The organism is Glaciihabitans sp. INWT7 (assembly GCF_014217685.1).
GTDB lineage: Bacteria > Actinomycetota > Actinomycetes > Actinomycetales > Microbacteriaceae > Lacisediminihabitans.
Map to the genome: position 1 here is coordinate 2,919,991 of NZ_CP043653.1, position 24,601 is coordinate 2,944,591.

The 24,601-nt window shown below is 66.1% G+C and carries 30 protein-coding genes; 3 read left to right on the top strand and 27 right to left on the bottom strand.

Going from position 1 to position 24,601, the window contains the following annotated elements; all coding sequences use genetic code 11:
• Window positions 1-11 precede the first annotated feature (11 nt).
• Window positions 12-308: a co-chaperone GroES gene (gene groES / locus F1C58_RS14050; protein ID WP_185201682.1), complete on the bottom strand. Its 297-nt coding sequence runs from the start codon at window positions 306-308 to the stop codon at window positions 12-14.
• A 135-nt stretch (window positions 309-443) separates the two neighbouring features.
• Here groES and F1C58_RS14055 point away from each other — a divergent pair, with 135 nt between their 5' ends.
• Complete coding sequence (locus F1C58_RS14055) at window positions 444-1,643, top strand: class I SAM-dependent methyltransferase (RefSeq protein WP_185201683.1); 1,200 nt, start codon at window positions 444-446, stop codon at window positions 1,641-1,643.
• Window positions 1,644-1,728: 85 nt separating this feature from the next.
• Here the strand turns inward: F1C58_RS14055 and F1C58_RS14060 are convergent, their stop codons facing one another.
• The 8 genes from F1C58_RS14060 to glmS all read right to left on the bottom strand — a co-directional run bounded on the left by F1C58_RS14060 (window position 1,729) and on the right by glmS (window position 8,301).
• The gene (locus tag F1C58_RS14060; protein ID WP_185201684.1) at window positions 1,729-2,181 is read right to left on the bottom strand and encodes a hypothetical protein; all 453 of its coding nucleotides are present in this window, start codon (window positions 2,179-2,181) and stop codon (window positions 1,729-1,731) included.
• A 99-nt stretch (window positions 2,182-2,280) separates the two neighbouring features.
• On the bottom strand, window positions 2,281-3,333 hold the full coding sequence (tsaD, locus tag F1C58_RS14065) for a tRNA (adenosine(37)-N6)-threonylcarbamoyltransferase complex transferase subunit TsaD (protein ID WP_185201685.1): 1,053 nt from the start codon (window positions 3,331-3,333) through the stop codon (window positions 2,281-2,283).
• A complete protein-coding gene (gene rimI / locus F1C58_RS14070; protein ID WP_255461132.1) occupies window positions 3,330-3,821 on the bottom strand; it encodes a ribosomal protein S18-alanine N-acetyltransferase in 492 nt (163 codons plus the stop codon). The genes tsaD and rimI overlap by 4 nt, the downstream gene beginning before the upstream one ends.
• Entirely contained in the window at window positions 3,822-4,454 is a 633-nt protein-coding gene (gene tsaB / locus F1C58_RS14075; protein WP_185201686.1) for a tRNA (adenosine(37)-N6)-threonylcarbamoyltransferase complex dimerization subunit type 1 TsaB, read from the bottom strand. It lies immediately after the preceding gene.
• The gene (gene tsaE / locus F1C58_RS14080) at window positions 4,454-4,933 is read right to left on the bottom strand and encodes a tRNA (adenosine(37)-N6)-threonylcarbamoyltransferase complex ATPase subunit type 1 TsaE (protein WP_219731981.1); all 480 of its coding nucleotides are present in this window, start codon (window positions 4,931-4,933) and stop codon (window positions 4,454-4,456) included. The genes tsaB and tsaE overlap by 1 nt, the downstream gene beginning before the upstream one ends.
• A complete protein-coding gene (alr, locus tag F1C58_RS14085; protein WP_185201687.1) occupies window positions 4,917-6,026 on the bottom strand; it encodes an alanine racemase in 1,110 nt (369 codons plus the stop codon). Before alr ends, tsaE begins: the two co-directional genes overlap by 17 nt.
• Complete coding sequence (locus F1C58_RS14090; protein WP_185201688.1) at window positions 6,023-6,400, bottom strand: holo-ACP synthase; 378 nt, start codon at window positions 6,398-6,400, stop codon at window positions 6,023-6,025. The genes alr and F1C58_RS14090 overlap by 4 nt, the downstream gene beginning before the upstream one ends.
• A gap of 44 nt (window positions 6,401-6,444) precedes the next feature.
• Complete coding sequence (gene glmS / locus F1C58_RS14095) at window positions 6,445-8,301, bottom strand: glutamine--fructose-6-phosphate transaminase (isomerizing) (protein WP_185201689.1); 1,857 nt, start codon at window positions 8,299-8,301, stop codon at window positions 6,445-6,447.
• Between the two features lie 79 nt (window positions 8,302-8,380).
• Between glmS and coaA the strand changes: the two genes are divergently transcribed.
• A complete protein-coding gene (gene coaA / locus F1C58_RS14100; RefSeq protein ID WP_185201690.1) occupies window positions 8,381-9,346 on the top strand; it encodes a type I pantothenate kinase in 966 nt (321 codons plus the stop codon).
• Window positions 9,347-9,818: 472 nt separating this feature from the next.
• Here the strand turns inward: coaA and glmM are convergent, their stop codons facing one another.
• The 4 genes from glmM to F1C58_RS14120 form a co-directional block, all read right to left on the bottom strand.
• Entirely contained in the window at window positions 9,819-11,180 is a 1,362-nt protein-coding gene (gene glmM / locus F1C58_RS14105; protein WP_185201691.1) for a phosphoglucosamine mutase, read from the bottom strand.
• A gap of 24 nt (window positions 11,181-11,204) precedes the next feature.
• Window positions 11,205-11,693: a 30S ribosomal protein S9 gene (gene rpsI, locus F1C58_RS14110; RefSeq protein ID WP_185201692.1), complete on the bottom strand. Its 489-nt coding sequence runs from the start codon at window positions 11,691-11,693 to the stop codon at window positions 11,205-11,207.
• 32 nt (window positions 11,694-11,725) lie between these two features.
• Complete coding sequence (gene rplM / locus F1C58_RS14115) at window positions 11,726-12,172, bottom strand: 50S ribosomal protein L13 (RefSeq protein ID WP_185201693.1); 447 nt, start codon at window positions 12,170-12,172, stop codon at window positions 11,726-11,728.
• Between the two features lie 168 nt (window positions 12,173-12,340).
• A complete protein-coding gene (locus F1C58_RS14120) occupies window positions 12,341-13,252 on the bottom strand; it encodes a tRNA pseudouridine(38-40) synthase TruA (protein WP_185204173.1) in 912 nt (303 codons plus the stop codon).
• A gap of 139 nt (window positions 13,253-13,391) precedes the next feature.
• Between F1C58_RS14120 and F1C58_RS14125 the strand changes: the two genes are divergently transcribed.
• Window positions 13,392-15,272 (top strand): acyltransferase family protein, encoded by a 1,881-nt coding sequence (locus F1C58_RS14125; protein WP_185201694.1) that lies wholly within the window; start codon window positions 13,392-13,394, stop codon window positions 15,270-15,272.
• A gap of 12 nt (window positions 15,273-15,284) precedes the next feature.
• Here the strand turns inward: F1C58_RS14125 and ligD are convergent, their stop codons facing one another.
• From ligD to rplR, 14 genes are all read right to left on the bottom strand, one after another.
• A complete protein-coding gene (gene ligD, locus F1C58_RS14130; RefSeq protein WP_185201695.1) occupies window positions 15,285-16,310 on the bottom strand; it encodes a non-homologous end-joining DNA ligase in 1,026 nt (341 codons plus the stop codon).
• A gap of 86 nt (window positions 16,311-16,396) precedes the next feature.
• A complete protein-coding gene (gene rplQ, locus F1C58_RS14135) occupies window positions 16,397-16,945 on the bottom strand; it encodes a 50S ribosomal protein L17 (RefSeq protein ID WP_185201696.1) in 549 nt (182 codons plus the stop codon).
• A 40-nt stretch (window positions 16,946-16,985) separates the two neighbouring features.
• Complete coding sequence (locus F1C58_RS14140) at window positions 16,986-17,981, bottom strand: DNA-directed RNA polymerase subunit alpha (protein WP_185201697.1); 996 nt, start codon at window positions 17,979-17,981, stop codon at window positions 16,986-16,988.
• A 223-nt stretch (window positions 17,982-18,204) separates the two neighbouring features.
• Window positions 18,205-18,603 carry a 30S ribosomal protein S11 gene (gene rpsK, locus F1C58_RS14145; RefSeq protein ID WP_161885428.1) on the bottom strand — a complete coding sequence of 133 codons (399 nt, stop codon included), beginning with the start codon at window positions 18,601-18,603 and terminating at the stop codon, window positions 18,205-18,207.
• Between the two features lie 42 nt (window positions 18,604-18,645).
• Entirely contained in the window at window positions 18,646-19,020 is a 375-nt protein-coding gene (rpsM, locus tag F1C58_RS14150) for a 30S ribosomal protein S13 (protein WP_185201698.1), read from the bottom strand.
• A gap of 162 nt (window positions 19,021-19,182) precedes the next feature.
• A complete protein-coding gene (rpmJ, locus tag F1C58_RS14155; protein WP_185201699.1) occupies window positions 19,183-19,299 on the bottom strand; it encodes a 50S ribosomal protein L36 in 117 nt (38 codons plus the stop codon).
• A gap of 85 nt (window positions 19,300-19,384) precedes the next feature.
• Window positions 19,385-19,606 (bottom strand): translation initiation factor IF-1, encoded by a 222-nt coding sequence (infA, locus tag F1C58_RS14160; RefSeq protein WP_022883252.1) that lies wholly within the window; start codon window positions 19,604-19,606, stop codon window positions 19,385-19,387.
• Window positions 19,607-19,895: 289 nt separating this feature from the next.
• Window positions 19,896-20,678, bottom strand: coding sequence for a type I methionyl aminopeptidase (gene map / locus F1C58_RS14165; protein ID WP_370543719.1), 783 nt, complete (start codon window positions 20,676-20,678; stop codon window positions 19,896-19,898).
• Window positions 20,679-20,722: 44 nt separating this feature from the next.
• Window positions 20,723-21,313, bottom strand: coding sequence for an adenylate kinase (locus F1C58_RS14170; RefSeq protein ID WP_185201701.1), 591 nt, complete (start codon window positions 21,311-21,313; stop codon window positions 20,723-20,725).
• On the bottom strand, window positions 21,310-22,635 hold the full coding sequence (secY, locus tag F1C58_RS14175; RefSeq protein ID WP_185201702.1) for a preprotein translocase subunit SecY: 1,326 nt from the start codon (window positions 22,633-22,635) through the stop codon (window positions 21,310-21,312). Before secY ends, F1C58_RS14170 begins: the two co-directional genes overlap by 4 nt.
• 104 nt (window positions 22,636-22,739) lie before the next feature.
• Complete coding sequence (gene rplO, locus F1C58_RS14180; protein WP_185201703.1) at window positions 22,740-23,348, bottom strand: 50S ribosomal protein L15; 609 nt, start codon at window positions 23,346-23,348, stop codon at window positions 22,740-22,742.
• Window positions 23,348-23,533: a 50S ribosomal protein L30 gene (rpmD, locus tag F1C58_RS14185; protein ID WP_097060176.1), complete on the bottom strand. Its 186-nt coding sequence runs from the start codon at window positions 23,531-23,533 to the stop codon at window positions 23,348-23,350. The genes rplO and rpmD overlap by 1 nt, the downstream gene beginning before the upstream one ends.
• Window positions 23,533-24,195: a 30S ribosomal protein S5 gene (gene rpsE / locus F1C58_RS14190; RefSeq protein ID WP_185204175.1), complete on the bottom strand. Its 663-nt coding sequence runs from the start codon at window positions 24,193-24,195 to the stop codon at window positions 23,533-23,535. The genes rpmD and rpsE overlap by 1 nt, the downstream gene beginning before the upstream one ends.
• A 32-nt stretch (window positions 24,196-24,227) precedes the next feature.
• Window positions 24,228-24,599, bottom strand: a complete 372-nt coding sequence (gene rplR, locus F1C58_RS14195; protein WP_185204174.1) for a 50S ribosomal protein L18 — start codon at window positions 24,597-24,599, stop codon at window positions 24,228-24,230.
• Between the last annotated feature and the right edge of the window lie 2 nt (window positions 24,600-24,601).

The following is a 24,601-nucleotide window of genomic DNA, read 5'->3' on the forward strand; positions in this document are numbered from 1 at the left end:
AAGAAGTGGTCTTAGTGGGTGACGACCGCGAGCACGTCGCGAGCCGAAAGCACGAGCAGGTCTTCCCCGCCGTACTTGACCTCGGTCCCACCGTACTTGGAGTAGATGACCTTGTCGCCGACGGCGATGTCGAGGGGGATGCGGTTGCCGTTGTCGTCGATGCGACCCGGTCCCACAGCGACGACCTCGCCCTCCTGGGGCTTCTCCTTCGCGGTGTCCGGGATGACGAGACCGGATGCAGTGGTCTGCTCGGCTTCGACCTGCTTGATGACAATGCGATCTTCGAGCGGCTTGATGGAGACTGCCACGGTTGACCTCTTTCTTGAAGTACTTCGAAATCTGGAGGGTTAGCACCCTCCCGAGGAGAGTGCCAGATGTAGCTTAGCCGCGCGTTAGCACTCCTGCAAGGTGAGTGCCAATCGGTGGCTTGGTACGGTGGGTCGATGGATTCCTCAGAGCTCGTCGAACTGCTTTCCAGCGACGGCCTGAGACTGCTGGATTCGCTGCCCGAATGGCAGTCCAACTCGGATCTGCTGAAGACGGTGAACGACCTCCGTCGGGCCGGCCACTCTGCCGGCCTCGTGGCAGCGGTGCTCAGCCAGTCGAAACTGCGCGCAAAGGCGGCGGCCAAGTTCGGGCCCTTCGCCGGGCGGATGCTCTTCACCGAGGCCGGGCTAGAGCAGTCGACCCGCCTGCGGGTAGCCGCCCTGCATGCCGGGCGGTTCCAGGCCGCAGGTCTCCAGCGCGTCGCCGACCTGGGCAGCGGGATCGGGGGCGACGCGCTCGCGCTCGCCTCGCTGGATCTCGAGGTGACCGCCGTCGAACTCGACGAGGTGACCGCGGCGATCGCCGCGTACAACCTCGCGCTCTGGCCGAATGCCACGGTCGTGCACGCCGACGTCACCGGCTTCGATCTCGAGGGCTTCGACGGGGTCTACCTCGACCCCGCCCGACGCACCGCCGGCCACCAGAACACCTCGCGCCTCTCGGACCCCGCCGACTATTCGCCGACCCTCGATTTCGCCTTCGGTATCGCCGACCATCTCCCCACCGGGATCAAACTCGGACCCGGCATCGACCGCGACCTCATCCCCCCGGAAGCTGAAGCGCAGTGGGTGTCCGTCGATCGCGACGTGGTCGAACTCGGGCTCTGGTTCGGCAGCCTCGCACGCCCGGGCATCCGGCGCTCCGCCCTCGTGATCGGCGAGCACGGCACCGCAGAGCTCGCCTCCACCGGCGACAGCATCGATGTCGAGACCGGCACACTCGGCAGCTACCTGTACGAGCCGGATGGCGCGGTCATCCGCTCCCGGCTGATCGGCGATCTCGGCCGGCGCATCGGTGCGACCATGCTGAGCGACGGCATCGCCTACCTCACCTGCGACACCGCGATCGAGACGCCTTTTGCGGCGTGCTTCCGCGTGGTCGAGACCTTCCCGCTCGACGAACGTCGACTGAAGAAGGAACTAGCGGCACGAGGGATCGGTTCGCTCGAGATCAAGAAGCGAGGGGTGGATGTCGATCCCGCGGCATTCCGTCGCAAGCTGTCGCTGCACGGCCCGCAGTCCGCGACACTGGTGCTCACCCGGGTGGCGGGTCGGCATACCGCTCTTCTCTGCGAGCGAGTCACCTTCCGTTCCTGAGGCGTCGGCACACGGCACGGGGATGAACACGACGAAGGGTCCGCCTCCCGAAGGAGACGGACCCTGACTGTCGAAAGCGGAGCGTCTAGTAGTTGTTCGAGTCGAACGCGCCGTTGGCTCCGCCGATGGCGAAGAGGGCGATCCAACCGATCAGGGCGATGATCGCAATGACCAGACCCACGATTCCGGTGATGATCGCGGTCATCCAGAATCCCTTGGCCGGCACACCTTCGCGCTTGCGACCGAGGATTCCGAGCACGAGCGCGGCGCCGGGGATGAAGAGCTGCAGTACCGATCCGACGATCGGGATGAAGACGACCCAGAAACCGAGGAGACCGACGATTCCGGCGATCATTCCGATGAGGCTCAGGGTCTTCTTAGGGGCCACGACACCGCTCGCGGCATAGGCGGGAGGGGCGCTCGTATAGCCGTCGCCGGCCGGAGGAGCCGGCGGCATCACGGGAGGCGCGACGGGCGGAGTCACGGGCGAGGCTGGCGGCGGTACCGGCGGCACGGCGCCGTTGTCGGGGTCAGTCATGGTTGCTCCTTTGAGAACGTTGTCAGTGTCAGGCGATTCACAGCATTTCATCGCCGTGGTGGCATGTCAAACAGGCCGGCGGTGAACCCTCTGCTCGAGTCAGGCCTGGATGACCGTGACCGGCAGGGTGGAGTCGGCCCCGAAGGACAGGGCTGAGGGCCCGTGGCCGGCTTCGATCAGCCTCGCCGCGATAGCCGCGATCATCGCTCCGTTGTCGGTGCAGAGGGCAAGCGGGGGGATCCGCAGCTCGATTCCGGCCGCCGCACAGCGCTCCGCTGCGACCTCTCGAACTCTGGCGTTGGCGACGACTCCGCCGCCGAGCAGCAACCGCGCTACTCCGAGGTCCTGGCACGCCGCGACAGCCTTGGTCAGTAGTACATCGGTGACCGCCTCTCGGAAGCTCGCCGCGACATCCGCCACCGGCACCTCTTCGCCCGCGTCACGCTTCTGCTCCACCCAACGCGCGACGGCGGTCTTGAGCCCCGAGAAGGAGAAGTCGTAGCGGTGCTTCGCCATGTCCTTGGGTTGGCTGAGCCCGCGGGGAAAGCGGATCGCCTTCGGGTCACCGCCCACCGCGACCCGGTCGATCTGCGGACCGCCGGGATAGGGCAGCCCGAGCAGACGAGCCACCTTGTCGAATGCCTCGCCGGCGGCGTCGTCGATGGTCTCGCCGAGCAGTTCGACGTCGGAGATCAGGTCGCGCACGTGCAACAGGGAGGTGTGACCGCCCGAGACCAGCAGTGCGATGGTCGGAAGCTCGATGTCGGTGCCGTCGTCTCTCAGAACGTCGGCACCCACATGCCCGACGAGGTGATTGATGGCGTAGAGCGGTTTATCGAGGGCGACGGCGAGCGCCTTTGCCGCCCCGACTCCCACCATGAGGGCACCGGAGAGACCCGGCCCACTGGTGACGGCGATGGCGTCGAGCTCGGCGAGCGTCACTCCGGACTCGGCGAGCGCCGCTGTCAGGGCCGGCGTGAGTGCCTCGAGGTGGGCCCGGGCGGCGATCTCGGGAACGACTCCCCCGTAGCGGGCGTGCTCGTCCATGGAGGAGGCGATCACGTTGGCGAGCAGAGTCGTGCCGCGGACGATGCCTATGCCGGTCTCATCGCAGCTCGTCTCGATGCCCAGGACGAGCGGGCGCGCGCTCATTGGCCCACCGCCGGCCGGGTGACGGGGTCTGGCACGTCGAGCCGCATCACGATCGCATCCACACCGTCCGGCTGGTAATAGCCCACCCGCACCGCGATCTCCTCGAATCCGAGACTGTCGTAGAGCCGTTTCGGCCCCGGGTTGTCTGCACGCACCTCGAGGAACACTTCTTTCGCGCCGCGCTTTCGGGCCTCACCGATCAGCGCATTCATCAGGGCTCGACCGAGCCCTCCCCGGCGGGCGGTCTGTGCAACGGCAATCGTCTGGATGTCCCCCTCGAGGGCACCGCGGGGGGCGAACAATCCGGCATAGCCGTCGAGCTCCCCCGGGAAGCCCACCCGGTCGGCCACGAGGTAATAACACTGCGGATTGCGCAGATCGCTGAGCATCGCGTCGCTCGACCACGCATCCGAGCCGAAGGTGCCGGTCTCGAGCTCCATGATGCGGGCGAGGTCTTCCGTCGTCGCGACACGCAGTTGCCAGCTCACTCAGCTCACCCGCTTTGGACCGGCAGAGATCGTGGCATCCGGTGCCCGCAGATAGAGCGCCTCGGCACCGGCGAAGGCACGCTGGTGCAGGAACAAGCCCTCGGCGAGCAGACCAGCGGATGCCGCGGACACCTCGGCGGCATCGACCCGTTCGTAGCTCCCATAACCCTCGACCGCCGCGGGCAGCTCATCCGGACGGCACAGTCCCGGTGCCTGCGCGCGCACCGGAAGGCCGACCGAATCGGCGCCAGAGTAGGCGGAGAAGTAGACCTCGCGTCGGCGGGCGTCCGTGACGACGAGCAGCGGTGCCGTGTTGCCCGCCGCGAAGTGACCCCAGGCGACGGCATCATGGCTCACCACGCGCACGAGCGGACGGGAGGCCCCGAAGGCGAAGGCCTGAGCCGCCGCGATCCCGACGCGCAGGCCGGTGAACGGACCAGGGCCCATGCCCGCGGTGACCCCGGAGAGCTGGTTGATCGCTATGCCGGACCGCTCGATCGCAAAGAGTATCGCTTCGCCGATCACCTCGGCATGGCGCCGGGTATCGGACTCGTTCACTTCCGAGAGGATGCCCCGGTCCCGGTCGACCACGGCGACACTCGTGCCGGCGGAGGTGTCGATGGCGAGCAGCATCAGTCCAGCCTAAGGTCGCGCCAGCGTGCGCCGTGGCCGGTGATGGTGACGATCCGCGGCTCCACCGGTTCGTCCCCATCCGCGAGGTCGGCACCCGCGCCCGTCGGCCGGCGAATGTCGATCTCGATCCAGTGCTCGGTGACTCCGTCCAGCATCCCCGCCGCCCACTCGACCACCACGATCGACGCCGACCAGTCGATGTCGAGGTCATCGAGCTCGGCAGCGCTACCGAGACGGTAGGCATCCACGTGCACGAGTGGGGGGCCCTCGACGAGTCGCCGGTGTGTGCGAGCGAGCACGAAGGTGGGACTGGTCACCGATCCCCTCACACCGAGCTGTTCGCCGAGACCGCGGGTGAAGGTGGTCTTCCCCGCCCCCAGTTCACCATTGAGCGCGACCAGGTCGCCGGCGGTCAGCTCGAGCGCGAGCCGGGCCCCGAGCTCGGCCATGTGTTCGGGGGTATCAATCTCCAGCTGCATAGGTCCACTCGATCCGGCCGCCGAGGCGGGTGACAATCTCATAGTTGATCGTGTCGGCGGCTCGCGCCCAGTCGTCTACGGACGGCACCCCGGTCGCGGGATCCCCGAACAGCACCGCGCGGTCGCCCACCGCCACCTCGTCGTCACCCACGTCCACCACGAACTGGTCCATTGCGATGCGGCCGGCGACCCGGTACTGGCGACCGTTGATGGACACCGGACCGCGCCCCGATGCGTGGCGAGGGATGCCGTCGCCATACCCGAGGGGCACAAGCGCAAGGCTCGTCTCGGCTGGCGTGCGGTAGTCGAAGCCGTAGGACACGCCACTGCCCGCCGGCGCGCGCTTCACAGAGACGACGGCCGCGCTCAGTTCGAGCGCCGGACGCAACCCGAGATCGGCAGAACTCGCATCGTCGAAGGGTGAAAGGCCGTAGGTACCGATCCCCACCCGGACGAGGCCGAATCGCGCGGACGGCAGCCTCAGCGCTCCGGCGGTCGCGGCGAGATGGCGCAGCTCGGGAGTGAGCCCCGCCGACAGCGCATCGGCGATCGCCCGCTCGAAGGCGGCGACCTGGGCGAGATCCTCCCCCTCGCCGGCATTGGCGAGATGGCTCCAGAGGCCGCGCACCCTCAGCCGCCCGGCGCGCTCGTGCTCGGCAGCCGCCTCGAAGAACTCGCGCCAGTCGGACTCCACGGCGCCATTCCGACCGAGGCCGGTGTCCACCTTGAGCTGCACGGAGGCCGTGCCCGCGGCATCCGCCACCCGGTCGAGCTGTTCGAGGTAGTGCACACCGAGGTCGATGTCTGCGGCGATGGCCTCGTCGAAACCGGCCTCCGGTCCGTGCAACCAGGCGAGGATCGGCGCGCCGATGCCCGCCCGGCGCAACTCGAGCGCCTCCTGGATGTCAACGACGCCGAGCCAGTCCGTGCCGTCGGCGATGGCCGCGCGAGCGACGGCCACGGCACCGTGACCGTAGGCGCGGGACTTGACGACCGTCATGAGCCGAGCATCGCCGATGCTGCGCCGCAGCACGCGGATGTTGTGACCCACCGCATCGAGATCGACACGCGCCTCGCGAAGCGGCCGGTTCATGCCACGCCCGAACCCTCGGCGATCACGTAGGCGATCGCGACCCCGGCATCGTGGCTCATCGACAGGTGGATGGCGGAGATCCCCCGCGCCGCGACGATCTGCGCGAGAGAGTTGTAGACCTCGATCGAGGGGTTGCGAAGGCCATCCGAGACGACGGCCATGTCGTGCCAGCGCACCCCGGTAGAGTCGCCGATCGCCTTGATGACGGCTTCCTTCGCCGCGAACCGCGCGGCCATGGAGTTGAGCGACCTCTTGGTATCCCCCTCCCACTGTTCGCTCTCGGCGAACAAGCGAGTGAGTACCCCCGGCGTTCGGGTGGTGGCACGCTCGAAACGGGCGAGATCGACGACATCCACACCGATGCCGATGATCATTCCGATACCTCCAGGGCGTTACCCGACCGCGTTATTCGACTGTGCTATTCGACTGTGACCGACTTGGCCAGGTTGCGGGGCTGGTCCACGTCGAGCCCCTTGGCCGCGGCGAGCTCCATCGCAAAGATCTGCAGTGGCGCAACGGCCAGCAGTGGCTCGAAGAGCGTGGAGGCGAGCGGGATGCGGATCACGGTGTCGGCGTAGGGAAGCACCGAGACATCCCCTTCTTCGGCGATCGCGAGGATGCGGGCACCGCGGGCGCGGATCTCCTGGATGTTCGACACGACCTTGGGATGTAGGGAATCCTTCGCGCGCGGGCTCGGCACGATGACGAAGACGGGCTGGCCGGGCTCGATGAGCGCGATCGGGCCATGCTTGAGCTCACCGGCCGCGAAACCCTCCGCGTGGATGTAGGCGAGCTCCTTGAGCTTCAGCGCGCCCTCGAGAGCCACGGGGTATCCCGCGTGACGGCCGAGGAAGAGCACGGAACGGGTGTCCGTCATCCAGCCCGCGAGCTGGGTGATCGAGTCGTGCTGCTCGAGCACCGTCGCGAGCTGGTCGGGCAACGCCTGGAGCTCGTCGAGCAGGCCCGCGATCTCCACCGCAGAGAGCGTCTGGCGCACGCGGGCGACGTGCAGTCCGAAGAGGTACAGCGCGGCGACCTGGGCGACGAAGGCCTTCGTGGATGCCACGGCCACCTCCGGTCCGGCGTGCGTGTAGATCACGGCGTCGGATTCACGGGCGATGGTGGCGCCCTGGGTGTTGCAGATCGAGAGCGTCTTCGCGCCGGCCGCAACCGCATACTTCACGGCCATCAGGGTGTCCATGGTCTCACCCGACTGGCTGATCGACACGACGAGGGTGCGGGCATCGATCACCGGATCGCGGTAGCGGAACTCGTGCGAGAGTTCGACATCCACGGGGATACGTGCCCACTTCTCGATCGCATACTTGCCGAGCATCCCGGAGTAGTTGGCGGTGCCGCAGCCGAGGATCACGATGCGGTCGATTTCCCGCAGGGCATCGTCGCCCAGACTGTCGAGCTCGTGCAGGCGCACCGCTCCGTCGGCGATACGACCGAGCAGTGTCTTGGCGATCGCCTCCGGCTCCTCGCTGATCTCCTTGGCCATGAAGCTCGACCATCCACCCTTCTCGGCTGCCGAGGCATCCCAGGCGATCTCGAACTCTTCGGTCTCGACCGGATTGCCGAGGAAGTCGGTGACGGTGACGCTGTCTGCCGTGATGGTGACGAGCTGGTCTTGGCCGATGGCCATCGCGCGACGGGTGTGCTCCACGAAGGCCGCGACATCCGACCCGAGGAAGTTCTCGCCCTCGCCGAGTCCGATCACCAGGGGAGAGTTACGTCGCGCTCCGACGACGACTCCGGGCTGGTCCTTGTGTAGCACGAGCAGCGTGAACGCTCCGTGCAGCCGATCGACGACATTGCGAAGCGCGACGGCGAGATCACCGGTGGTTTGGTACTCGATTCCGACGAGCAGCGCCGCGACCTCGGTGTCGGTCTCGCTGGTGAAGACGGTGTCGGGGTGGGAGGCGAGAAGCTCCGCCTTCAGCTCGGCGAAGTTCTCGATGATTCCGTTGTGGATGAGCGCGAGTCTGCCGTCATCCCCGAGGTGCGGGTGCGCGTTCTGGTCGTTGGGGCCGCCGTGGGTGGCCCACCGTGTGTGCCCGATTCCGGTCGCGCCGTTCGCCATTTCGCGGCCATCCAGATCGTCGATGAGCACCTGCAGCTTGCCCGCGCGTTTGCGCGTGTGCAGAACGCCCTCGGGGTCGATCACGGCGATCCCCGCCGAGTCATAGCCGCGGTATTCGAGCCGACGAAGACCCCCCAGCAGTACTTCGATGCTCTGGTTGCTGCCAACGTAGCCCACGATTCCACACATGGAACCCGATTTTACGGTACCCGCCGACGCATATCCGCCGGGTCGTCGGCGCCCCGGGTCTCCGGTAGCCTGAATTCCTATGTCCGACAAGGCCCATCCCGCCGCGGCCCACTCGACCTCCGCCCACTCCACCCCCTTCGTCGAGATCGAGCGTGCCGACTGGGCGGCACTCGCGCCGACGACCGAGCTCCCGCTCTCGCCGACAGAGATCGTCGGTCTTCGCGGCCTGGGCGACCGCCTCGACCTGAGCGAGGTGACGGATGTCTACCTCCCCCTCAGCAAGCTCATCAGCCTCTACGCGGTGGGCGCTCGCCACCTCCACCGCGATACCAGTCGGTTTCTCGGGCGCGATTCACCCGCGACTCCCTTCGTCATCGGCGTCGCCGGATCCGTCGCGGTCGGCAAGTCGACCAGCGCCCGGCTGCTTCGAGAGCTCCTCTCGCGCTGGGAGGACACCCCCCGCGTCGAGCTCGTGACCACCGACGGGTTCCTGCTTCCCAATGCGGAACTCGAGCGACGCGGCCTGATGGAGCGCAAGGGATTCCCCGAGTCCTACGATCGCCGCGCGCTGCTCCGCTTCGTCACCAAGGTGAAGAGCGGTGCGGAGGAGGTACGTGCCCCGTTCTATTCGCACCTCAGCTACGACATCATCCACGACGCCGAGATCGTGGTGCGGCGGCCGGACATCCTCATCGTCGAGGGCCTGAACGTGCTGCAGCCGCCGTCGTCCGGTCATGGCCTGGCGATCAGTGACCTGTTCGACTTCACCGTCTACGTGGATGCCCGCACCTCCGACATCGCCCGCTGGTATGAGGAACGATTCCTGAAGCTCCAGCAGGGCGCGTTCACCAACCCCAAGTCCTACTTCCATCGCTTCGCGAGCTTGAGCCAGGAGGAGGCGGTGGCTCGCGCCGCCGATATCTGGAAGCGCATCAATGAGCCGAACCTCGTGCAGAATGTGCTTCCCACGCGCTCACGGGCGGACCTCGTGTTGCGCAAGGGCGCGGATCACGCCGTGAACAGTGTTCTCCTGAGGAAGATCTAGCGCAGCCATCGCCGCCGGGTCGGTTCCGGCGCGGCCGGCAACGGTGGAACCGTCACTGGCTGTCCTCGACGGGGCGCGTGCGAGCACTTACTGACCGCCGGGCGGATTGCTCCCAGCGCCGCGACTGTTACCAGCCACCCCCACGCGCGGCGAACTGTCACGAGTCGTCGTCTCCGACGGGCGAAAGAGCACTATTTGACGGCTGAGTGCGACAACCAGACGACAGACGACCATCGCGCGCGACGAACGGTCGACGGGCGACCATCGCGCGCGACGACCAGCCGACGGGCGACCATTGCCCGCGACGACAGTCGGGCCCAACAGGGCCCACGGGCGCACCATCCGGGCGGCGTGCGGCGACGATCCGGCGGCGTGCGCGACGATCCGGGCGGCGTGCCAGGACGATCCGTCACCAGCTGTCGGTTTCGGCCCAGTCCGGAGCTCTTATTGACGGACGAGCGTCCGGCAACGGTCAGTGAGCGAGCTGTTCCCGCACGACCTCAGCCAGCGACTCGGTGATCGCCTGGGCTGTCGCCTGGTCTTCCGCCTCTACCATCACCCGCACCATCGGTTCGGTACCGGACTTGCGCAGCAGCACCCGCCCGGTCTCGCCGAGGCGCTCCTCGGCAGCGCGAATCGCATCCGCGATCACCGTGTTCGTCGCGAGACTGTGGTGATCGACCCCGCGCACGTTGATCATGACCTGCGGATACACCGTCATCACCGCGGCGAGCTCCGCCAGCGACTTGCCGGTGCGTGCCATCTCGGCGAGCAGGTGGAGTCCGGTGAGGATGCCGTCGCCGGTTGTCGCAAACTGGCTCATGATCACATGCCCGGACTGTTCACCCCCGAGGCTCAACTTCTTCTCGGTGAGAGTCTCGAGCACGTAGCGGTCGCCGACGGAGGTCTGCAACAGGGTGATGCCGTGCTCGGCCATCGCGACCTTGAGGCCGAGGTTAGACATCACCGTAGCGACGAGAGTGTCTTCCGCGAGCAGGCCGCGTTCCTTCATGGAGACCGCGAGGATCGCCATGATCTGGTCGCCATCCACGATCTGGCCGAGGTGATCGACGGCGAGGCACCGATCCGCATCCCCGTCGTGGGCGATGCCCACATCGGCGCCGTGTTCGAGCACCGCGCGGGCGAGATTGTCGAGGTGGGTGGAGCCGACTCCCTCGTTGATGTTGTATCCATCGGGATCGGAACCGATCACCGTGACGGTGGCGCCCGCGTCAGTGAAGACCTCCGGGGAGATCCCGGCGGCGGCGCCATTGGCGCAGTCGAGCACCACATGGATGCCCTCGAGCCAGTGAGGGAGCGTCGAGAGCAGATGGAGCACGTAGCGATCTTCGGCATCCGCGAAACGACGGATGCGTCCGACCTCGACCCCGGTCGGAGCGAGCTTCTTCTCCGCCAAGGCGGCTTCGATGCGGTCTTCCACTTCATCGGGCAATTTCGTGCCGCCCACCGCGAAGAACTTGATCCCGTTGTCGGGAGCCGCGTTGTGGGATGCCGAGATCACGACCCCGAAATCGGCCTTGATATCCGAGATGAGGAAGGCCGCAGCCGGGGTGGGAATGATTCCGGCGTCGAGAACATCGACGCCGGAACTGGCGAAACCGGCCATGACGGCCGCCGCGATGAACTCACCGGAGACCCGGGGATCGCGCGCGACGACGCCCACCGGCCGTCGCCCGGAGGCTCGACGACCGTCGGCGAAGCGTCCTTTGCCGAGCACAACGGAGGCGGCCTGGGCAAGCCCGACAGCAAGCTCTACCGTGATGACATCGTTCGCGAGACCCCGAACGCCGTCGGTGCCGAAGAGGCGAGGCATAGAACCCGTGTCAGTTGCGGCGCGTTAGCGCTTGGAGAACTGAGGCGCCTTACGTGCCTTCTTGAGTCCGGCCTTCTTGCGCTCCTTGACGCGAGCGTCACGGCTGAGGAAGCCGGCCTTCTTGAGGGCCGCACGGTTGTTCTCTTCGTCGATCTGGTTGAGCGAACGCGAGATGCCGAGACGCAGGGCGCCGGCCTGGCCCGAGGGGCCACCGCCGGTGATGCGGGCGATCACGTCGTAGCTGCCGAGCAGGTCGAGGATCTTGAAGGGGTCGTTGATGAGCTGCTGGTGCAGCTTGTTGGGGAAATAGTCCTCGAGGGTGCGACCGTTCACGGTGATGACACCGGATCCGGGAGCGATGCGCACGCGGGCGATGGCCTGCTTGCGGCGTCCGACGGCTGCGCCGGGGACGTTCAGAACCGCGCGAGGGGCCTTCGTCTCGACCGCTGCACTGCTCTCGGTGGAATAGCTCTCGAGAACTGCTTCGTCGAGTGAATCTTCGATCTTCGCCATGATGTTGGAAATCCTTATTCTGTCGGTGCGCGCTACTGCGCGACCTGGCCGAGGGTGTAGGTCTTGGGCTGCTGGGCAGCGTGGGGGTGCTCGGCGCCTGCATAGACCTTGAGCTTGGTGAGCTGGGCGCGACCGATCGAGTTCTTCGGCAGCATGCCGCGCACGGCCTTCTCGACGGCACGCGTCGGGTGCTTCTCGAGCATCTCGATATAGGTCATCGAGCTGAGGCCGCCCGGGTAGCCCGAGTGGCGGTAGGCCCGCTTCTGCGCGAGCTTCGCGCCGGTGAGAGCGACCTTCTCGGCGTTGATGATGATGACGAAGTCGCCCATGTCCATGTGGGGAGCGAAGGTCGCCTTGTGCTTGCCGCGCAGCAGGACTGCCGCGTGGGTGGCCAGACGACCGAGGACGATGTCAGTGGCGTCGATGATGACCCACTCACGCTGAACGTCTTCGGGCTTGGGGGAGAAAGTGCGCGTCACAGTAGTACTGCTTTCTTGTGTCGAAATGAGGTGTTCGTGAATCCCACTCCGATGGGTGTTCCGCAGACGATGTCGCGGAACGCTGCCGGTGGAGGGCTCAAGTTCGTGATACCACGCCACACAGCGCAGGCACCAAGGGTCAAGACTAGTCCGTGGGGCCGTGCGGGGTCAAACCGGCCGCCGGTTGCGCGTGGTGTGCGCGCGGGCCGCCATCTCCGCCTCTGGCGGATATCCCACCTCCACGAGCGTCAGCCCCTTGGCCGGCAGCACCTTGAAGTCACTCGGTCGATCGAGCTCGTCTCGCAGCTCGACGAGCCTGCCGGACTCGAGCTTGGACTCCCCCACCGCGATCGTCGCACCGACGAGGGATCGCACCATGCTGTGGCAGAACGCGTCGGCCCGCACCTCTGCCGTGAGCACGCCGTCCTCGGCTCTGGTCCAGAAGAAGCGCTCGAGGCTCCGCACCGTCGTCGCACCCTCTCGGGGCTTACAGAAGGCGGCCCAGTCGTGCAGCCCGAGGAGATCCTCCGCTGCCTGGTTCATGCGATCGAGGTCGAGAACGGCCGGATACCAGAGCGTGTGCCCCCGCAGCAGCGGATTGCGCGGGGCCGAGGCATCCGCGACCCGATACTGGTAACGCCGCCAGGTCGCCGAGAAACGGGCGTCGAATCCCTCTGGAGCGAAGGATCCGCGCGACACGTAGATGTCGGCGTTCAGTCCCGCGATGCCGTTGAGCCGCCGGCCGAGGGCGCGCGGTCCGTCGAAACGAGCCCCGGGCGCCAACGGGGGTGTCTTGCCCCTCGGGCGCGACAAGACACCGAGTTGCTCCTTCGTCACGTCGAGATGCGCGACCTGTCCGGTCGCGTGCACCCCCGCATCCGTCCGTCCAGCGACGGTGAGCGGCTCGACCGGCCCGTGCTTGCCGAAGATGATGGCCAGCGCCGACTCGAGCTCGCCCTGCACGGTGCGCAATCCGGGCTGGGCAGACCAGCCGAGGAAATTGCCCCCGTCATAGGAGAGGTCGAGGCGGATTCGGGTCTTTCCCGGCAGGGGTCCGGACACCTGCGGGGGGCCGTGCATGATGTTCACGCCAGGGAGATTCTCGACGTCCACACCCCAGAGTCTAGATCGAAGTGTGTTCGTCGATCTGCCCGCCGGTCGCCACTCCGAGCGGAGTTGACCTCCCGCCCGGTCACGACGAAACTCGAGTGGTCTCCCTATGACTACCTCCCCCTCAGTCCTCGAATCGACGGCTCCCGCACCAGCGGGGATGCCGCGCTCCGTCGATCCCCGATCGACACGGCTGCCCGGGCTGGACGGCCTCCGCGCCATCGCCGTCACCGCCGTGATCCTCTACCATCTGGGGTTCGGCATCCTCCCGGGTGGATTCGTCGGAGTCGATGTCTTCTTCGTGATCAGTGGATTCCTCATCACGGGGCTCCTGATGCGCGAGAAAGATGCCCGGGGTCGCATCCGCCTCGGGGGGTTCTGGATGCGCCGCGGCCGGCGTCTGCTGCCGGCCCTCGGACTCGTCGTGGTGGTGTCGGCGACCCTCGCCCTCCTGATCGGTGGCAATCCGCTCGTCCACCTGGGGCGCCAGGTGCTCGGGGCCGCGACCTTCAGCAGCAACTGGCTGTCCATCGCCGCCGCCCAGAGCTATTTCGACGAGACCTCGCCGGAGCTGTTCCGCAACCTCTGGTCGCTGGCGGTGGAAGAGCAGTTCTACCTCGTCTGGCCCGTGGTGATCATGCTGGTGCTCGCTCTGCGGTCCCGGCGGGCGCGGTTGGTCGTCGTCGTGGCGATCGGCGCTGCCTCGACAGCAGCCATGATCCTTCTCGCCTCGACCGGTGACCCCACCCGGGTCTACTACGGAAGCGACACGCACAGCTTCGGCCTGGCGATCGGGGCGACGCTCGCGATCCTGCACCGGGACTGGCCGGCGAGCACCGGGCCGACGGCCCGCCGAGTGCTCCCGACGGTGGCGGTGATCTCGGTTCTCGGTATCGTCGCGATCGCGCTGGCGCTTCCGGCGGGTGCGGCTTTCACCTACCGTGGCGGGCTGCTTCTCGTCGCTCTGCTCACCGCGCTGGCGATCGCCGGCGCAGTCGTCTCGCGAGTCGGCACCACCCTCGACTGGGCTCCACTGCGCTGGATCGGCGCGCGCTCCTACGGTCTCTATCTCTGGCACTGGCCGGCGTGGGTGCTGGTGACGGCAGCGCTCCCCTCGGTGTCGCGCGGCGGCAGCGGATGGATGCTCGGCGCGATCGCACTCGTGCTGACCGTCGTCGCCGCCACCGCCTCCTACCGCTTCATCGAGCAGCCGATCCACCGCACCGGGTTCCGTGCTGTCGTTGCCGGATGGCTCGGCTCCCGGCCGCGGACGGCGCGCAGGATCATCGGGATCGTCTCGTCCGTTGCGCTGATTGCGGCGCTCGTCGGCACCACCGGTGTCGCCATCGCCGCCGACCCGGGCACTACCGACGCGCAAGCCGCGATCGAGAAGGGGAGCGAGTCGGTGGCACCGGCGCGCCAAAGGCCCTCCGCCGCCGCTGCGACCCCTCCCGCCTTGCCAGGCGGGGACCAGATCGACGCGATCGGCGACTCGGTCATGCTTGCCTCCGCGCCAGAACTCCAGGCCGGGTTTCCCGGTATCCAGATCGATGCTGTCGTGTCACGGCAGCTCTCTTCAGCGCCCGCGATCGTGCAGGGGATGCGTGACGCCGGCACGCTGCGACCGGTGCTGCTGATCGGGCTCGGCACCAATGGTCCGATCGACCAGCAGTCCCTCGACCAGATCCGGTCCATCGTGGGCCCTCGTCACGAGATTGTCGTCGTGAACGTGCAGGCTCCGCGGGGCTGGACCGACGAGGTCAACGTCACCCTCACGCGGTTCGCCCAGCAGTATCGCTCTGTCGAACTCGCGAACTGGCGTGACGCGATCTCCTCACGACTCGACCTGCTCGCCCGGGACCAGATCCATCCCGGAGCCGCCGGCGGCGCCATCTATGTGCGCGCGGTGACGGATGCCCTGCAGCGGCTGGCCGAACTGCCGCCGTCACGCAGCCCCAATGATTTCGGGCTCGCCGGAGTGCCGCTCTAGCGCGGTCCGGAGTCAGGACTCCGGATGCTTCGCCCGACTGGGCTGCACGCGCGGGGGCTCCCCGGGCATCTTCGGGAAGTCGGGAGGGAAGGGCAACTCGCCGAGGCCGTTCCCGAGGTCCCGCTCCCACCATCCATAGAGCGCGTCTATGGTTCCGGGCTTCTCGCCCATGCGCTGCCAGGGATCGCCCGAGCTCGCCAGTCGTTCGGGAACGGTGAGCACGGTGAGCGCTCGAGGGTCCACGGACTCCAGCTCGCTCCACTCGATCGGGCATGACACCGGTGCGTGGGCGAGCGCCCGGGGACTGTAGGCACCGGCCATGGTGCGATCCCGGTTGGCCTGGTTGAAGTCGACGAAGATCCGCTCTCCGCGCTCCTCCTTCCACCATGCCGTCGTCACCTGTTTCGGCATCCGTCGTTCCAATTCCCTGGCCGCTGCGATCACGGCATGCCTCACGTCGAGAAACTCGCGGCTTGGTTCGATCGGTGCGAAGACGTGCAGCCCGCGATTGCCCGAGGTCTTGATGAACGCGTCGAGCCCGACCTCGGCGAGCAGGGCGCGCAGCTCGATCGCCGCGGGAATCGCGTCGTCGAAGTCGGTGCCGGGCTGTGGGTCGAGATCGATGCGCAACTGGTCTGGATTGTCGGTGTCCTCCGCGCGGGAGGGCCAGGGGTGGAAGACGATCGTGTTCATCTGCACCGCCCAGACGGCCGCCGCGGGCTCATCGATGACGAGTTGCGGATGCGAGCGCCCGCTCGGGTAGACCACCGGAACCGCCCGCACGAAATCGGGCGCCCCCTTGGGCGGGTTCTTCGAGAAGAACTGCTCTCCGTCGATCCCCTCCGCAAATCGCTGGAGGGAGACGGGTCGATCGCCATTCGCCCGGACGAAGGCGTCGCCCACCTCCGCCACGTAGCGCGCGAGGTCGAGCTTGGTGATCCCGAGCTCCGGCCAGAGCACTCGTGACGGGCTCGATACCCGCATCTGCCGAGTGCCGTGGGGTCCGGGGACTTCGAGGGTTGCTGCATCGCTGGCCATGGTGCCACGGTACTCGGGAGTGCGGCTCGCTGGCCGATTAACGGATGATGGCCCCGCCAACAGGCGGGGCCATCATCGGTGAAAACCTACTTCGCGTCTTCTTCCGAAGCGGCGGGCTCCTCAGCAGTGACCTCGGCGGTCTCTGCGTCGATTGCCTCGACCTGGGCCTCCGACTCTTCGACGGGGGACTCGGCCGGGGCTTCGTCCTCGACCGGAGCCTCGGCAACAGGTGCCTGCGCCTTGGCGGACTTCTTCGCCGACTTCGGCTTGGGGCTCACGGGCTCGAGTACGAGTTCGATCTGAACCATCGAGGCGTTGTCGCCCTTGCGGAAGCCGAGCTTGGTGATGCGGGTGTAGCCGCCTTCACGCAACTCGACGAGCGGCGCGATCTCGGTGAAGAGCTCGTGCACGACAGTCTTGTCGCCGATCGTCGCGAGGACGCGACGGCGGGCGTGGAGGTCTCCACGCTTGGCGAAGGTGATGAGCCTCTCGACGAGAGGACGCATGCGCTTGGCCTTCGTCTCGGTCGTCTTGATGCTCTTGTGGGTGAACAGGGCAGCCGCGAGGTTCGCAAGCATGAGGCGCTCGTGCGCCGGTCCACCGCCGAGGCGGGGTCCCTTAGTTGGTGCAGCCATTAGTCATTTCTCCAGGTCTGAAAAGGTAGGTGCCGAGGGCCTAGTTGGCTTCTTCGACGTCGTCGTAGCCGCTGTAGAAGTGCGCGCCGTCGAAGCCGGGCACGGTGTCCTTGAGGCTCAGGCCGAGCTCTACGAGCTTGTCCTTGACCTCGTCCACCGACTTCTGTCCGAAGTTGCGGATGTTCATGAGCTGCGTCTCCGAGAGGGCGACGAGTTCGCTGACGGTGTTGATTCCCTCGCGCTTGAGGCAGTTGTAGCTGCGCACAGACAGGTCGAGGTCCTCGATCGGCATGCTGAGTTCGCTCGAGAGAACGGCGTCAACCGGAGCCGGACCGATCTCGATGCCCTCGGCTGCCGAGTTGAGCTCGCGCGCCAGGCCGAACAGCTCGGTCAGCGTGCGACCCGCGGATGCGATGGCGTCGCGAGGGGTGATCGCGTTCTTGGTCTCGACATCCACCACAAGGCGGTCGAAGTCGGTGCGCTCGCCGGCACGGGTGGCTTCGACGCGGTAGGTGACCTTGAGCACCGGGGAGTAGATCGAGTCGATCGGAATCTGGCCGGCTTCGCTGAATTCGCTGCGGTTCTGGGTCGCGGAGACATAGCCGCGGCCGCGCTCGACGGTGAGCTCGAGTTCGAACTTCGCCTTGTCGTTGAGCGTCGCGATCACGAGCTCCGGGTTGTGGATCTCGACACCGGCCGGAGCCGAGATGTCTGCAGCCGTGACCTGGCCGGCCCCCTGCTTGCGCAGGTAGGCAGTGATCGGCTCGTCGTGCTCGCTCGAGACGACGAGGCCCTTGATGTTCAGGATGATCTCGGTGACGTCTTCCTTCACGCCCGCGATCGTCGAGAACTCGTGCAGCACTCCGTCGATGCGGATGCTCGTGACGGCGGCTCCGGGAATCGAGGAGAGGAGGGTACGACGAAGCGAGTTGCCGAGGGTGTAACCGAAGCCGGGTTCGAGCGGCTCGATGATGAACCGTGAACGGAACTCGGAGATGTTCTCTTCGGTAAGAGTTGGACGCTGTGCAATAAGCACTGGTGATTCCTTTCGGCGAAGTGTCCGCTATTTGACACTTGTGCGTGCGGCGGGTGGCGGGCCCGTCGTTCTATTGAGTTGTGTTCGAAAATCTGTGCTGATGCTGGACGAGTACGCCGCTCACGGCCGTGTCGAGACCCCCGTCACACGGTGGTGGCTGGTGTCTCGACACGCTCGACAAGCGCTCGCTACTCGACCCGCAGGCGAGTGTGGCGCTGTGCGCCTAGACGCGACGGCGCTTGGGCGGACGGCATCCGTTGTGCGCCTGAGGGGTGACGTCGTTGATCGAGCCGACCTCGAGGCCTGCAGCCTGAAGCGAGCGGATCGCGGTCTCGCGGCCGGATCCCGGTCCCTTGACGAAGACGTCGACCTTCTTGACGCCGTGCTCCTGCGCCTGGCGCGCAGCGGACTCGGCGGAGAGCTGGGCGGCGAACGGCGTGGACTTACGCGAACCCTTGAAGCCGACCGTGCCGGACGATGCCCAGCTCAGTACGGCACCGGTGGGGTCGGTGATCGTGACGATGGTGTTGTTGAAGGTCGACTTGATGTGAGCCTGACCGACAGCGACGTTCTTCTTCTCTTTACGACGCGGCTTACGAGCGGCCGATTTTGGTGCTGCCATTGTTTTCTCCTAAAACTTTTATGGCGATACGAGCAGTGCTCGCTATCGGGCCTTCTTCTTGCCTGCGACGGTGCGCTTCGGGCCCTTGCGGGTACGAGCGTTGGTTTTGGTGCGCTGTCCGTGCACCGGGAGACCACGGCGGTGACGAATGCCCTGGTAGCTGCCGATCTCGACCTTGCGACGGATGTCCGCGGCGACCTCGCGACGGAGGTCACCCTCCACCTTGAAGTTTCCTTCGACGTAGTCGCGGAGCGCGATGAGCTGGTCATCGGTCAGATCCTTGACGCGGATCTCCCCGCTGATTTCGGTGTCGGCGAGGGTCTTGAGTGCCCTCGTGCGGCCAACACCGTAGATGTAGGTCAATGCGACCTCGACGCGCTTATCGCGCGGGATGTCGACTCCTGCTAGACGAGCCATAGTGGCTTCTCCTGGTTGTGAGTGGAGGTCTGTAACAGCACCTGTGCAGCGGCCTCCGACCGCTGGTGTCCCCCACCTGCGTGGGATCTGGTGTTGCTATGGGTGGTGCGTTTTCAGTTGTTTCCGGTGCTCGAAAGAGCCGCTCGGCGGCCCGGTCGAGACCTAACCCTGGCGCTGCTTGTGGCGCGGGTTGTTCTTGCAGATGACCATGACGTTTCCGTTGCGACGGATCACGCGGCAGTGCTCGCACATGGGCTTGACGCTCGGGGCGACCTTCATTGATTTCTTCTTTCGCTGTCTTCGTACAGGTTCGACGTCATGCCGAACCAGCCGTTACTTTCCAGCAATCTCGTGCCGGGTGGCACTACTTGTAGCGGTAGACGATCCGGCCGCGGGTCAGGTCATACGGGCTCAGCTCTACGATCACGCGGTCCTCAGGGAGGATACGGATGTAGTGCTGGCGCATCTTCCCCGAAATATGGGCGAGGACTTTGTGGCCGTTGGTCAACTCAACGCGGAACATTGCGTTGGGCAGAGCTTCAACTACTGCACCCTCGATTTCGATGACACCGTCTTTTTTGGCCATAGCCTCTTCGTCGCTAAAAGTATTGTTTACTGGTCGTGCGGATGGATTGTGGCAGTCTGGGCGTGATTAAACAGGCAGCAGACACCAAAGATCGATCTTATGCCAATCCCGGGCGTTTTGCCAACTTGTGCCTATACTCCGCCTCCGCCCACCGCGAACAGATGCTCCCCGGCATCCGTCCCTCTCGAAAACGCAGGAGATTCGCCACCAAAATGGGGCTATCGCCGCAAAGTGGTCGGTTTCGTGGCCGATCTCCTGCGTTTTCGCGAGGTCAGCGGATCGCGGGCGATCAGGGGATGGGGACGGGGACCACACCGAGGGGAGCGAGAGCTGAGGCTCCGCCGTCCTCGGCGGTGAGCACCCAGATGCCTCCGCCGTGTACTGCCACGGAGTGCTCCCAGTGCGCGGCCATCGTGCCGTCCAGGGTCGCGACGGTCCACTCGTCTTCCCGAGTGAAGGTGTCGATTCCCCCCGCAGTGACCATCGGTTCGATTGCAACGACGAGCCCGGGCTTCACCCGCGGCCCTCGGTCACACACCCGGTAGTTGAACACGGGTGGATCCTCGTGCATGGAGCGCCCGATGCCGTGGCCGACATAGTCCTCCAAGATGCCGTAGCTCCCCTGGCTGTCGATGTAGTCCTCCATCTCCCCACCGATGTGGTTGAGATGGGTGGCGGACGCGAGGGAGGCGATGCCCCGCCAGAGCGACTGCTCCGTGACATCCGAGAGCTTCTGCCGCTCCGCAACGAGGGAGGGTCTCGTGGGGTCCGGAACGACGACGGTGATGGCCGCGTCCCCGTTCCAGCCGGCCAGCTCGGCTCCGCTGTCGATGGACACGATGTCGCCGGGCTCGAGCACGCGCGAGCCCGGGATGCCGTGCACGACGTCGTCGTTCACGGAGGCACAGATCGTGTGCCGATATCCGGGCTCCTTCATGAAGTTCGGCACGGCGCCGAGACCCCTGATGGTCGCCTCGGCGATCGCGTCGAGCTCGAGCGTCGTGACGCCCGCCCGGATCGCGGACTTCACTGCGGCGAGGGATGCTGCTGTTGCACGGCCGGGCGAGACCATGAGCCTCAGCTCCGCCGGAGTCTTGTAGATGTTCTTGCGAAGGCTCACTTCGCTGCGGGCACGATTCCGCGAGCGGCCAGTGCCTCGGAGATACGGGAGCTCACGTCATCGATCTCGCCGAGACCATCGACCTCGATCAACAGATCGCGATCGCGGTAGACGGCGATCAATGGAGTGGTCTCGCGGCCGTACACCTGCTGACGATGGCGGATCGCGTCTTCGGTGTCATCGGCTCGACCCTGCTCGATCGCGCGCTTGCGCAACCGGGCGACCACTTCCTCCTGGTCGGCGACGAGCTGGATCACGGCGTCGAGGGACTGCCCCTTCGCGGCGAGCAGGTCGTCGAGGTACGACACCTGCTCGAGGGTGCGGGGGTAGCCGTCGAGCAGGAATCCATCCCGCGCGTCGGCCTCTTCGAGACGACTCTTGACCAGCGCATTCGTGAGGGAATCGGGCACGTAGTCGCCCGCATCCACGATCGCCTTCACCTCGATGCCGAGTGGGGTCTCTTCCTTGATGTTCTTACGGAAGATGTCTCCGGTGGCGATCGCGGGGATCGCGTAGGTCTCGAGGAGACGAGCAGACTGAGTGCCCTTGCCGGCCCCGGGCGGGCCGACGATCAGCAGGCGGGTCAACGGAGCAGGCCCTCGTAGTGGCGCTGCTGCAGCTGGGAGTCGATCTGCTTGACCGTCTCGAGCCCCACACCCACGATGATCAGGATGCTCGCGCCACCGAAGGGGAAGTTCTGGTTCGCACCGAACAGGCCGAGTGCGATCAACGGCACGAGAGCGATCAGGCCGAGGTAGATGGACCCCGGCAGGGTCACGCGGGTGAGCACGTAGTCGAGATACTCGGCGGTCGGGCGGCCGGCACGGATGCCGGGGATGAATCCGCCGTACTTCTTCATGTTGTCGGCGACTTCCTCCGGGTTGAAGGTGATCGCCACATAGAAGTAGGTGAACCCGACGATGAGCAGGAAGTACAGGGCCATGTACAGCGGGTTGTCACCCGTGCGCAGGTTGTCGGTGATCCAGGTGACCCAGGGGGCGGGGGCCTTGCCGGGGGCAGGCTGGTTGAACTGGGCGATCAGCGCCGGCAGGTAGAGCAGCGAGGACGCGAAGATCACCGGCACCACGCCGGCCATGTTGACCTTGATTGGAATGTAGGTGTTGTTGCCGCCGTATGTGCGCCGGCCGACCATCCGCTTGGCATATTGCACCGGGATGCGTCGCTGGGACTGTTCGACGTAGACCACGAGCGCCATGATCACGATGCCCATCGCGATCACCAGCAGGAAGGTCTCGAAGCCCTTCGACTGCTTGATGGCCCAGAGGGATCCGGGGAAGCGGGCGGCGATCGAGGTGAAGATGAGGATCGACATTCCGTTGCCGATGCCGCGCTCGGTGATGAGCTCGCCCATCCACATGATGAGGCCGGTGCCTGCGGTCATGGTGATCACCATGAGCAGGATCGCGTACCAGGCGGAGTTGGTGATGAGGGCCGAGCACTCCGGCGTGCCGGTGGAGGTCGGGAAGAGGGCGCCGCTGCGAGCGACGGTGATCAGGGTCGTGGACTGCAGAACACCGAGAGCGATGGTGAGGTAGCGGGTGTACTGGGTCAGGCGAGCCTGGCCGGACTGGCCCTCTTTGTAGAGGGTGTCGAAGTGGGGGATCACGACGCGCAGCAGCTGCACGATGATCGATGCCGTGATGTAGGGCATGATGCCGAGCGCGAAGATCGACAGCTGGAGCAGAGCCCCGCCACTGAACAGGTTGACCAGCTCGTACAAGCCAGAGGTGCCGGAGTTTGCGGCGAGGCAGGTCTGCACGTTGCCGAAGTTGACGAACGGCGACGGGATGAAGGACCCGAGGCGGAAGAGCGCAATCAGTGCGAGCGTGAAACCGATCTTCTTACGAAGATCGGGGGTGCGGAAGATCCGCGCTACGGCTCTGAACAACGAGGCCTCCTGGTGAGAACGGTCGGGCGAAGCAGGTGGCCCTCTCGGGCCACCTGGACGGCTGCAACTACGTTAGATCACCGGGCCGTGGCCCGGCGGTCGACTTAGTTTACGGAACCGCCCGCTGCAACGATCTTCTGCTCGGCAGAGCCAGAGACCTTGTCAACTGCAACGTTCAGCTTAACTGCAATGTCACCAGCGCCGAGAACCTTGACCTTCTCGTTCTTGCGCACGGCACCCTTGGCGACGAGGTCGCCGATGGTGACGTCTCCACCGGCCGGGTAGAGCTCGGCCAGCTTCTCGAGGTTCACGACCTGGTACTCGACGCGGAACGGGTTCTTGAACCCGCGCAGCTTCGGGGTACGCATGATGCTATTCAGGTTTCCACCCTCGAGTCCGACGCGCACCGTGTAGCGGGCCTTCGTGCCCTTGGTTCCACGGCCTGCAGTCTTACCCTTGGATCCTTCACCGCGTCCGACGCGGGTGCGATCCTTCTTCGCGCCGGGAGCCGGGCGGAGGTGGTGCATCTTTAGCACCTGCGGACGCGCCTCGGCGACGGGCTCTGCAGCCTTCTTCGCCGGAGCGGCCTTCGTGGTGGTCGCCTTGGCAGCGGGCGCCTTCTCAGCAGCAGCCTTGGGGGCTGCAGCCTTCGCCGTGCTGGCCTTTTTGGGGGCTGCGGCGGGGGCCTTGTCGGCCTTCGTTTCTTCAGCCATTAGTCAATCTCCTCGACCTTGACCAGGTGAGCGACGGTGCGGACGTAGCCGCGGTTCTGCGAGTTGTCCTCGCGAACCACGACGTCGCCGATGCGGTGGAGCCCGAGGCTCCGCAACGTGTCGCGCTGGTTCTGCTTCTCACTAATTTTGGACTTGATCTGGGTCACCTTCAGGCGAGCAGCCATCAGACACCTGCCTTTGCGTCAGCCTGGGCACGCAGGAGACGCGCGGGCGCGACATCCTCGAGCGAGAGACCGCGACGTGCGGCGACCGCACTCGGCTCCTCGAGCTGCTTGAGGGCAGCGACGGTAGCGTGCACGATGTTGATCGTGTTGGACGAGCCGAGCGACTTGCTCAGCACGTCATGGATGCCGGCGCACTCGAGCACGGCGCGCACCGGACCACCGGCGATAACACCGGTACCGGCGGATGCCGGACGCAGCAGCACGACGCCGGCTGCGGCTTCACCCTGGACGGGGTGCGGGATGGTCACTCCGACGCGGGGAACGCGGAAGAAGTTCTTCTTCGCCTCCTCGACGCCCTTGGAGATCGCCGTCGGCACCTCGCGGGCCTTGCCGTAGCCGACTCCGACCAGTCCGTTGCCGTCGCCGACGACGACGAGAGCGGTGAAGCTGAAGCGACGACCACCCTTGACGACCTTGGAGACGCGGTTGATGGTGACGACGCGCTCGAGGAACTGGCTCTTCTCAGAGTCACGGCTCCCGCGCTGCTGGTTGGGGTTGCGCTCGCGTCCACCGCGGCGGGCCTCACGAGGCTCGTTTGCAGCGGGCTCGGTTGCGGCCGCAGTCTCGACGACCGTGACGGTCGGTTCGGCTTCGGTTGCCACAGGGGTCTCCTTGCTGGTGTTAGTTGTGTCGCTCACAGGTCCAGTCCACCCTCTCGAGCTCCTTCGGCGATGGCAGCGACGCGTCCCGCGTACTTGCTTCCACCGCGATCGAAAACGACGGCTTCGACGCCGGCGGCCTTCGCGCGCTCGGCGACGAGTTCGCCGACCTTGCGTGCCTTGGCGGTCTTGTCGCCGTCGAACGTGCGCATGTCTGCTTCGAGGGTCGATGCCGAGGCGAGGGTGAAACCCTTGCTGTCGTCGACGACCTGCACGAAGACGTGGCGGGCCGAACGGGTGACCACGAGACGCGGTCGAAGTTCGGTGCCGACGATCTTCTTGCGAAGACGTGCGTGCCTGCGGCCCTTTGCGGCCGACTTGCTCTTGCCTCTAGTTCCGAGAGCCATGA

Bases quoted from the DNA above. Each gene is read 5' to 3' on its own strand.
- F1C58_RS14055 (WP_185201683.1), top strand. From the start codon at position 444: ATGGATTCCTCAGAGCTCGTCGAACTGCTTTCCAGCGACGGCCTGAGA.
- F1C58_RS14060 (WP_185201684.1), bottom strand. From the start codon at position 2,181: ATGACTGACCCCGACAACGGCGCCGTGCCGCCGGTACCGCCGCCAGCC.
- tsaD (WP_185201685.1), bottom strand. From the start codon at position 3,333: ATGAGCGCGCGCCCGCTCGTCCTGGGCATCGAGACGAGCTGCGATGAG.
- tsaB (WP_185201686.1), bottom strand. From the start codon at position 4,454: ATGCTGCTCGCCATCGACACCTCCGCCGGCACGAGTGTCGCCGTGGTC.
- tsaE (WP_219731981.1), bottom strand. From the start codon at position 4,933: ATGCAGCTGGAGATTGATACCCCCGAACACATGGCCGAGCTCGGGGCC.
- alr (WP_185201687.1), bottom strand. From the start codon at position 6,026: ATGAACCGGCCGCTTCGCGAGGCGCGTGTCGATCTCGATGCGGTGGGT.
- F1C58_RS14090 (WP_185201688.1), bottom strand. From the start codon at position 6,400: ATGATCATCGGCATCGGTGTGGATGTCGTCGATCTCGCCCGTTTCGAG.
- glmS (WP_185201689.1), bottom strand. From the start codon at position 8,301: ATGTGTGGAATCGTGGGCTACGTTGGCAGCAACCAGAGCATCGAAGTA.
- coaA (WP_185201690.1), top strand. From the start codon at position 8,381: ATGTCCGACAAGGCCCATCCCGCCGCGGCCCACTCGACCTCCGCCCAC.
- glmM (WP_185201691.1), bottom strand. From the start codon at position 11,180: ATGCCTCGCCTCTTCGGCACCGACGGCGTTCGGGGTCTCGCGAACGAT.
- rpsI (WP_185201692.1), bottom strand. From the start codon at position 11,693: ATGGCGAAGATCGAAGATTCACTCGACGAAGCAGTTCTCGAGAGCTAT.
- F1C58_RS14120 (WP_185204173.1), bottom strand. From the start codon at position 13,252: ATGCACGGCCCCCCGCAGGTGTCCGGACCCCTGCCGGGAAAGACCCGA.
- F1C58_RS14125 (WP_185201694.1), top strand. From the start codon at position 13,392: ATGACTACCTCCCCCTCAGTCCTCGAATCGACGGCTCCCGCACCAGCG.
- ligD (WP_185201695.1), bottom strand. From the start codon at position 16,310: ATGGCCAGCGATGCAGCAACCCTCGAAGTCCCCGGACCCCACGGCACT.
- rplQ (WP_185201696.1), bottom strand. From the start codon at position 16,945: ATGGCTGCACCAACTAAGGGACCCCGCCTCGGCGGTGGACCGGCGCAC.
- rpsK (WP_161885428.1), bottom strand. From the start codon at position 18,603: ATGGCAGCACCAAAATCGGCCGCTCGTAAGCCGCGTCGTAAAGAGAAG.
- rpsM (WP_185201698.1), bottom strand. From the start codon at position 19,020: ATGGCTCGTCTAGCAGGAGTCGACATCCCGCGCGATAAGCGCGTCGAG.
- rpmJ (WP_185201699.1), bottom strand. From the start codon at position 19,299: ATGAAGGTCGCCCCGAGCGTCAAGCCCATGTGCGAGCACTGCCGCGTG.
- infA (WP_022883252.1), bottom strand. From the start codon at position 19,606: ATGGCCAAAAAAGACGGTGTCATCGAAATCGAGGGTGCAGTAGTTGAA.
- map (WP_370543719.1), bottom strand. From the start codon at position 20,678: ATGGTCTCGCCCGGCCGTGCAACAGCAGCATCCCTCGCCGCAGTGAAG.
- rplO (WP_185201703.1), bottom strand. From the start codon at position 23,348: ATGGCTGAAGAAACGAAGGCCGACAAGGCCCCCGCCGCAGCCCCCAAA.
- rpmD (WP_097060176.1), bottom strand. From the start codon at position 23,533: ATGGCTGCTCGCCTGAAGGTGACCCAGATCAAGTCCAAAATTAGTGAG.
- rplR (WP_185204174.1), bottom strand. From the start codon at position 24,599: ATGGCTCTCGGAACTAGAGGCAAGAGCAAGTCGGCCGCAAAGGGCCGC.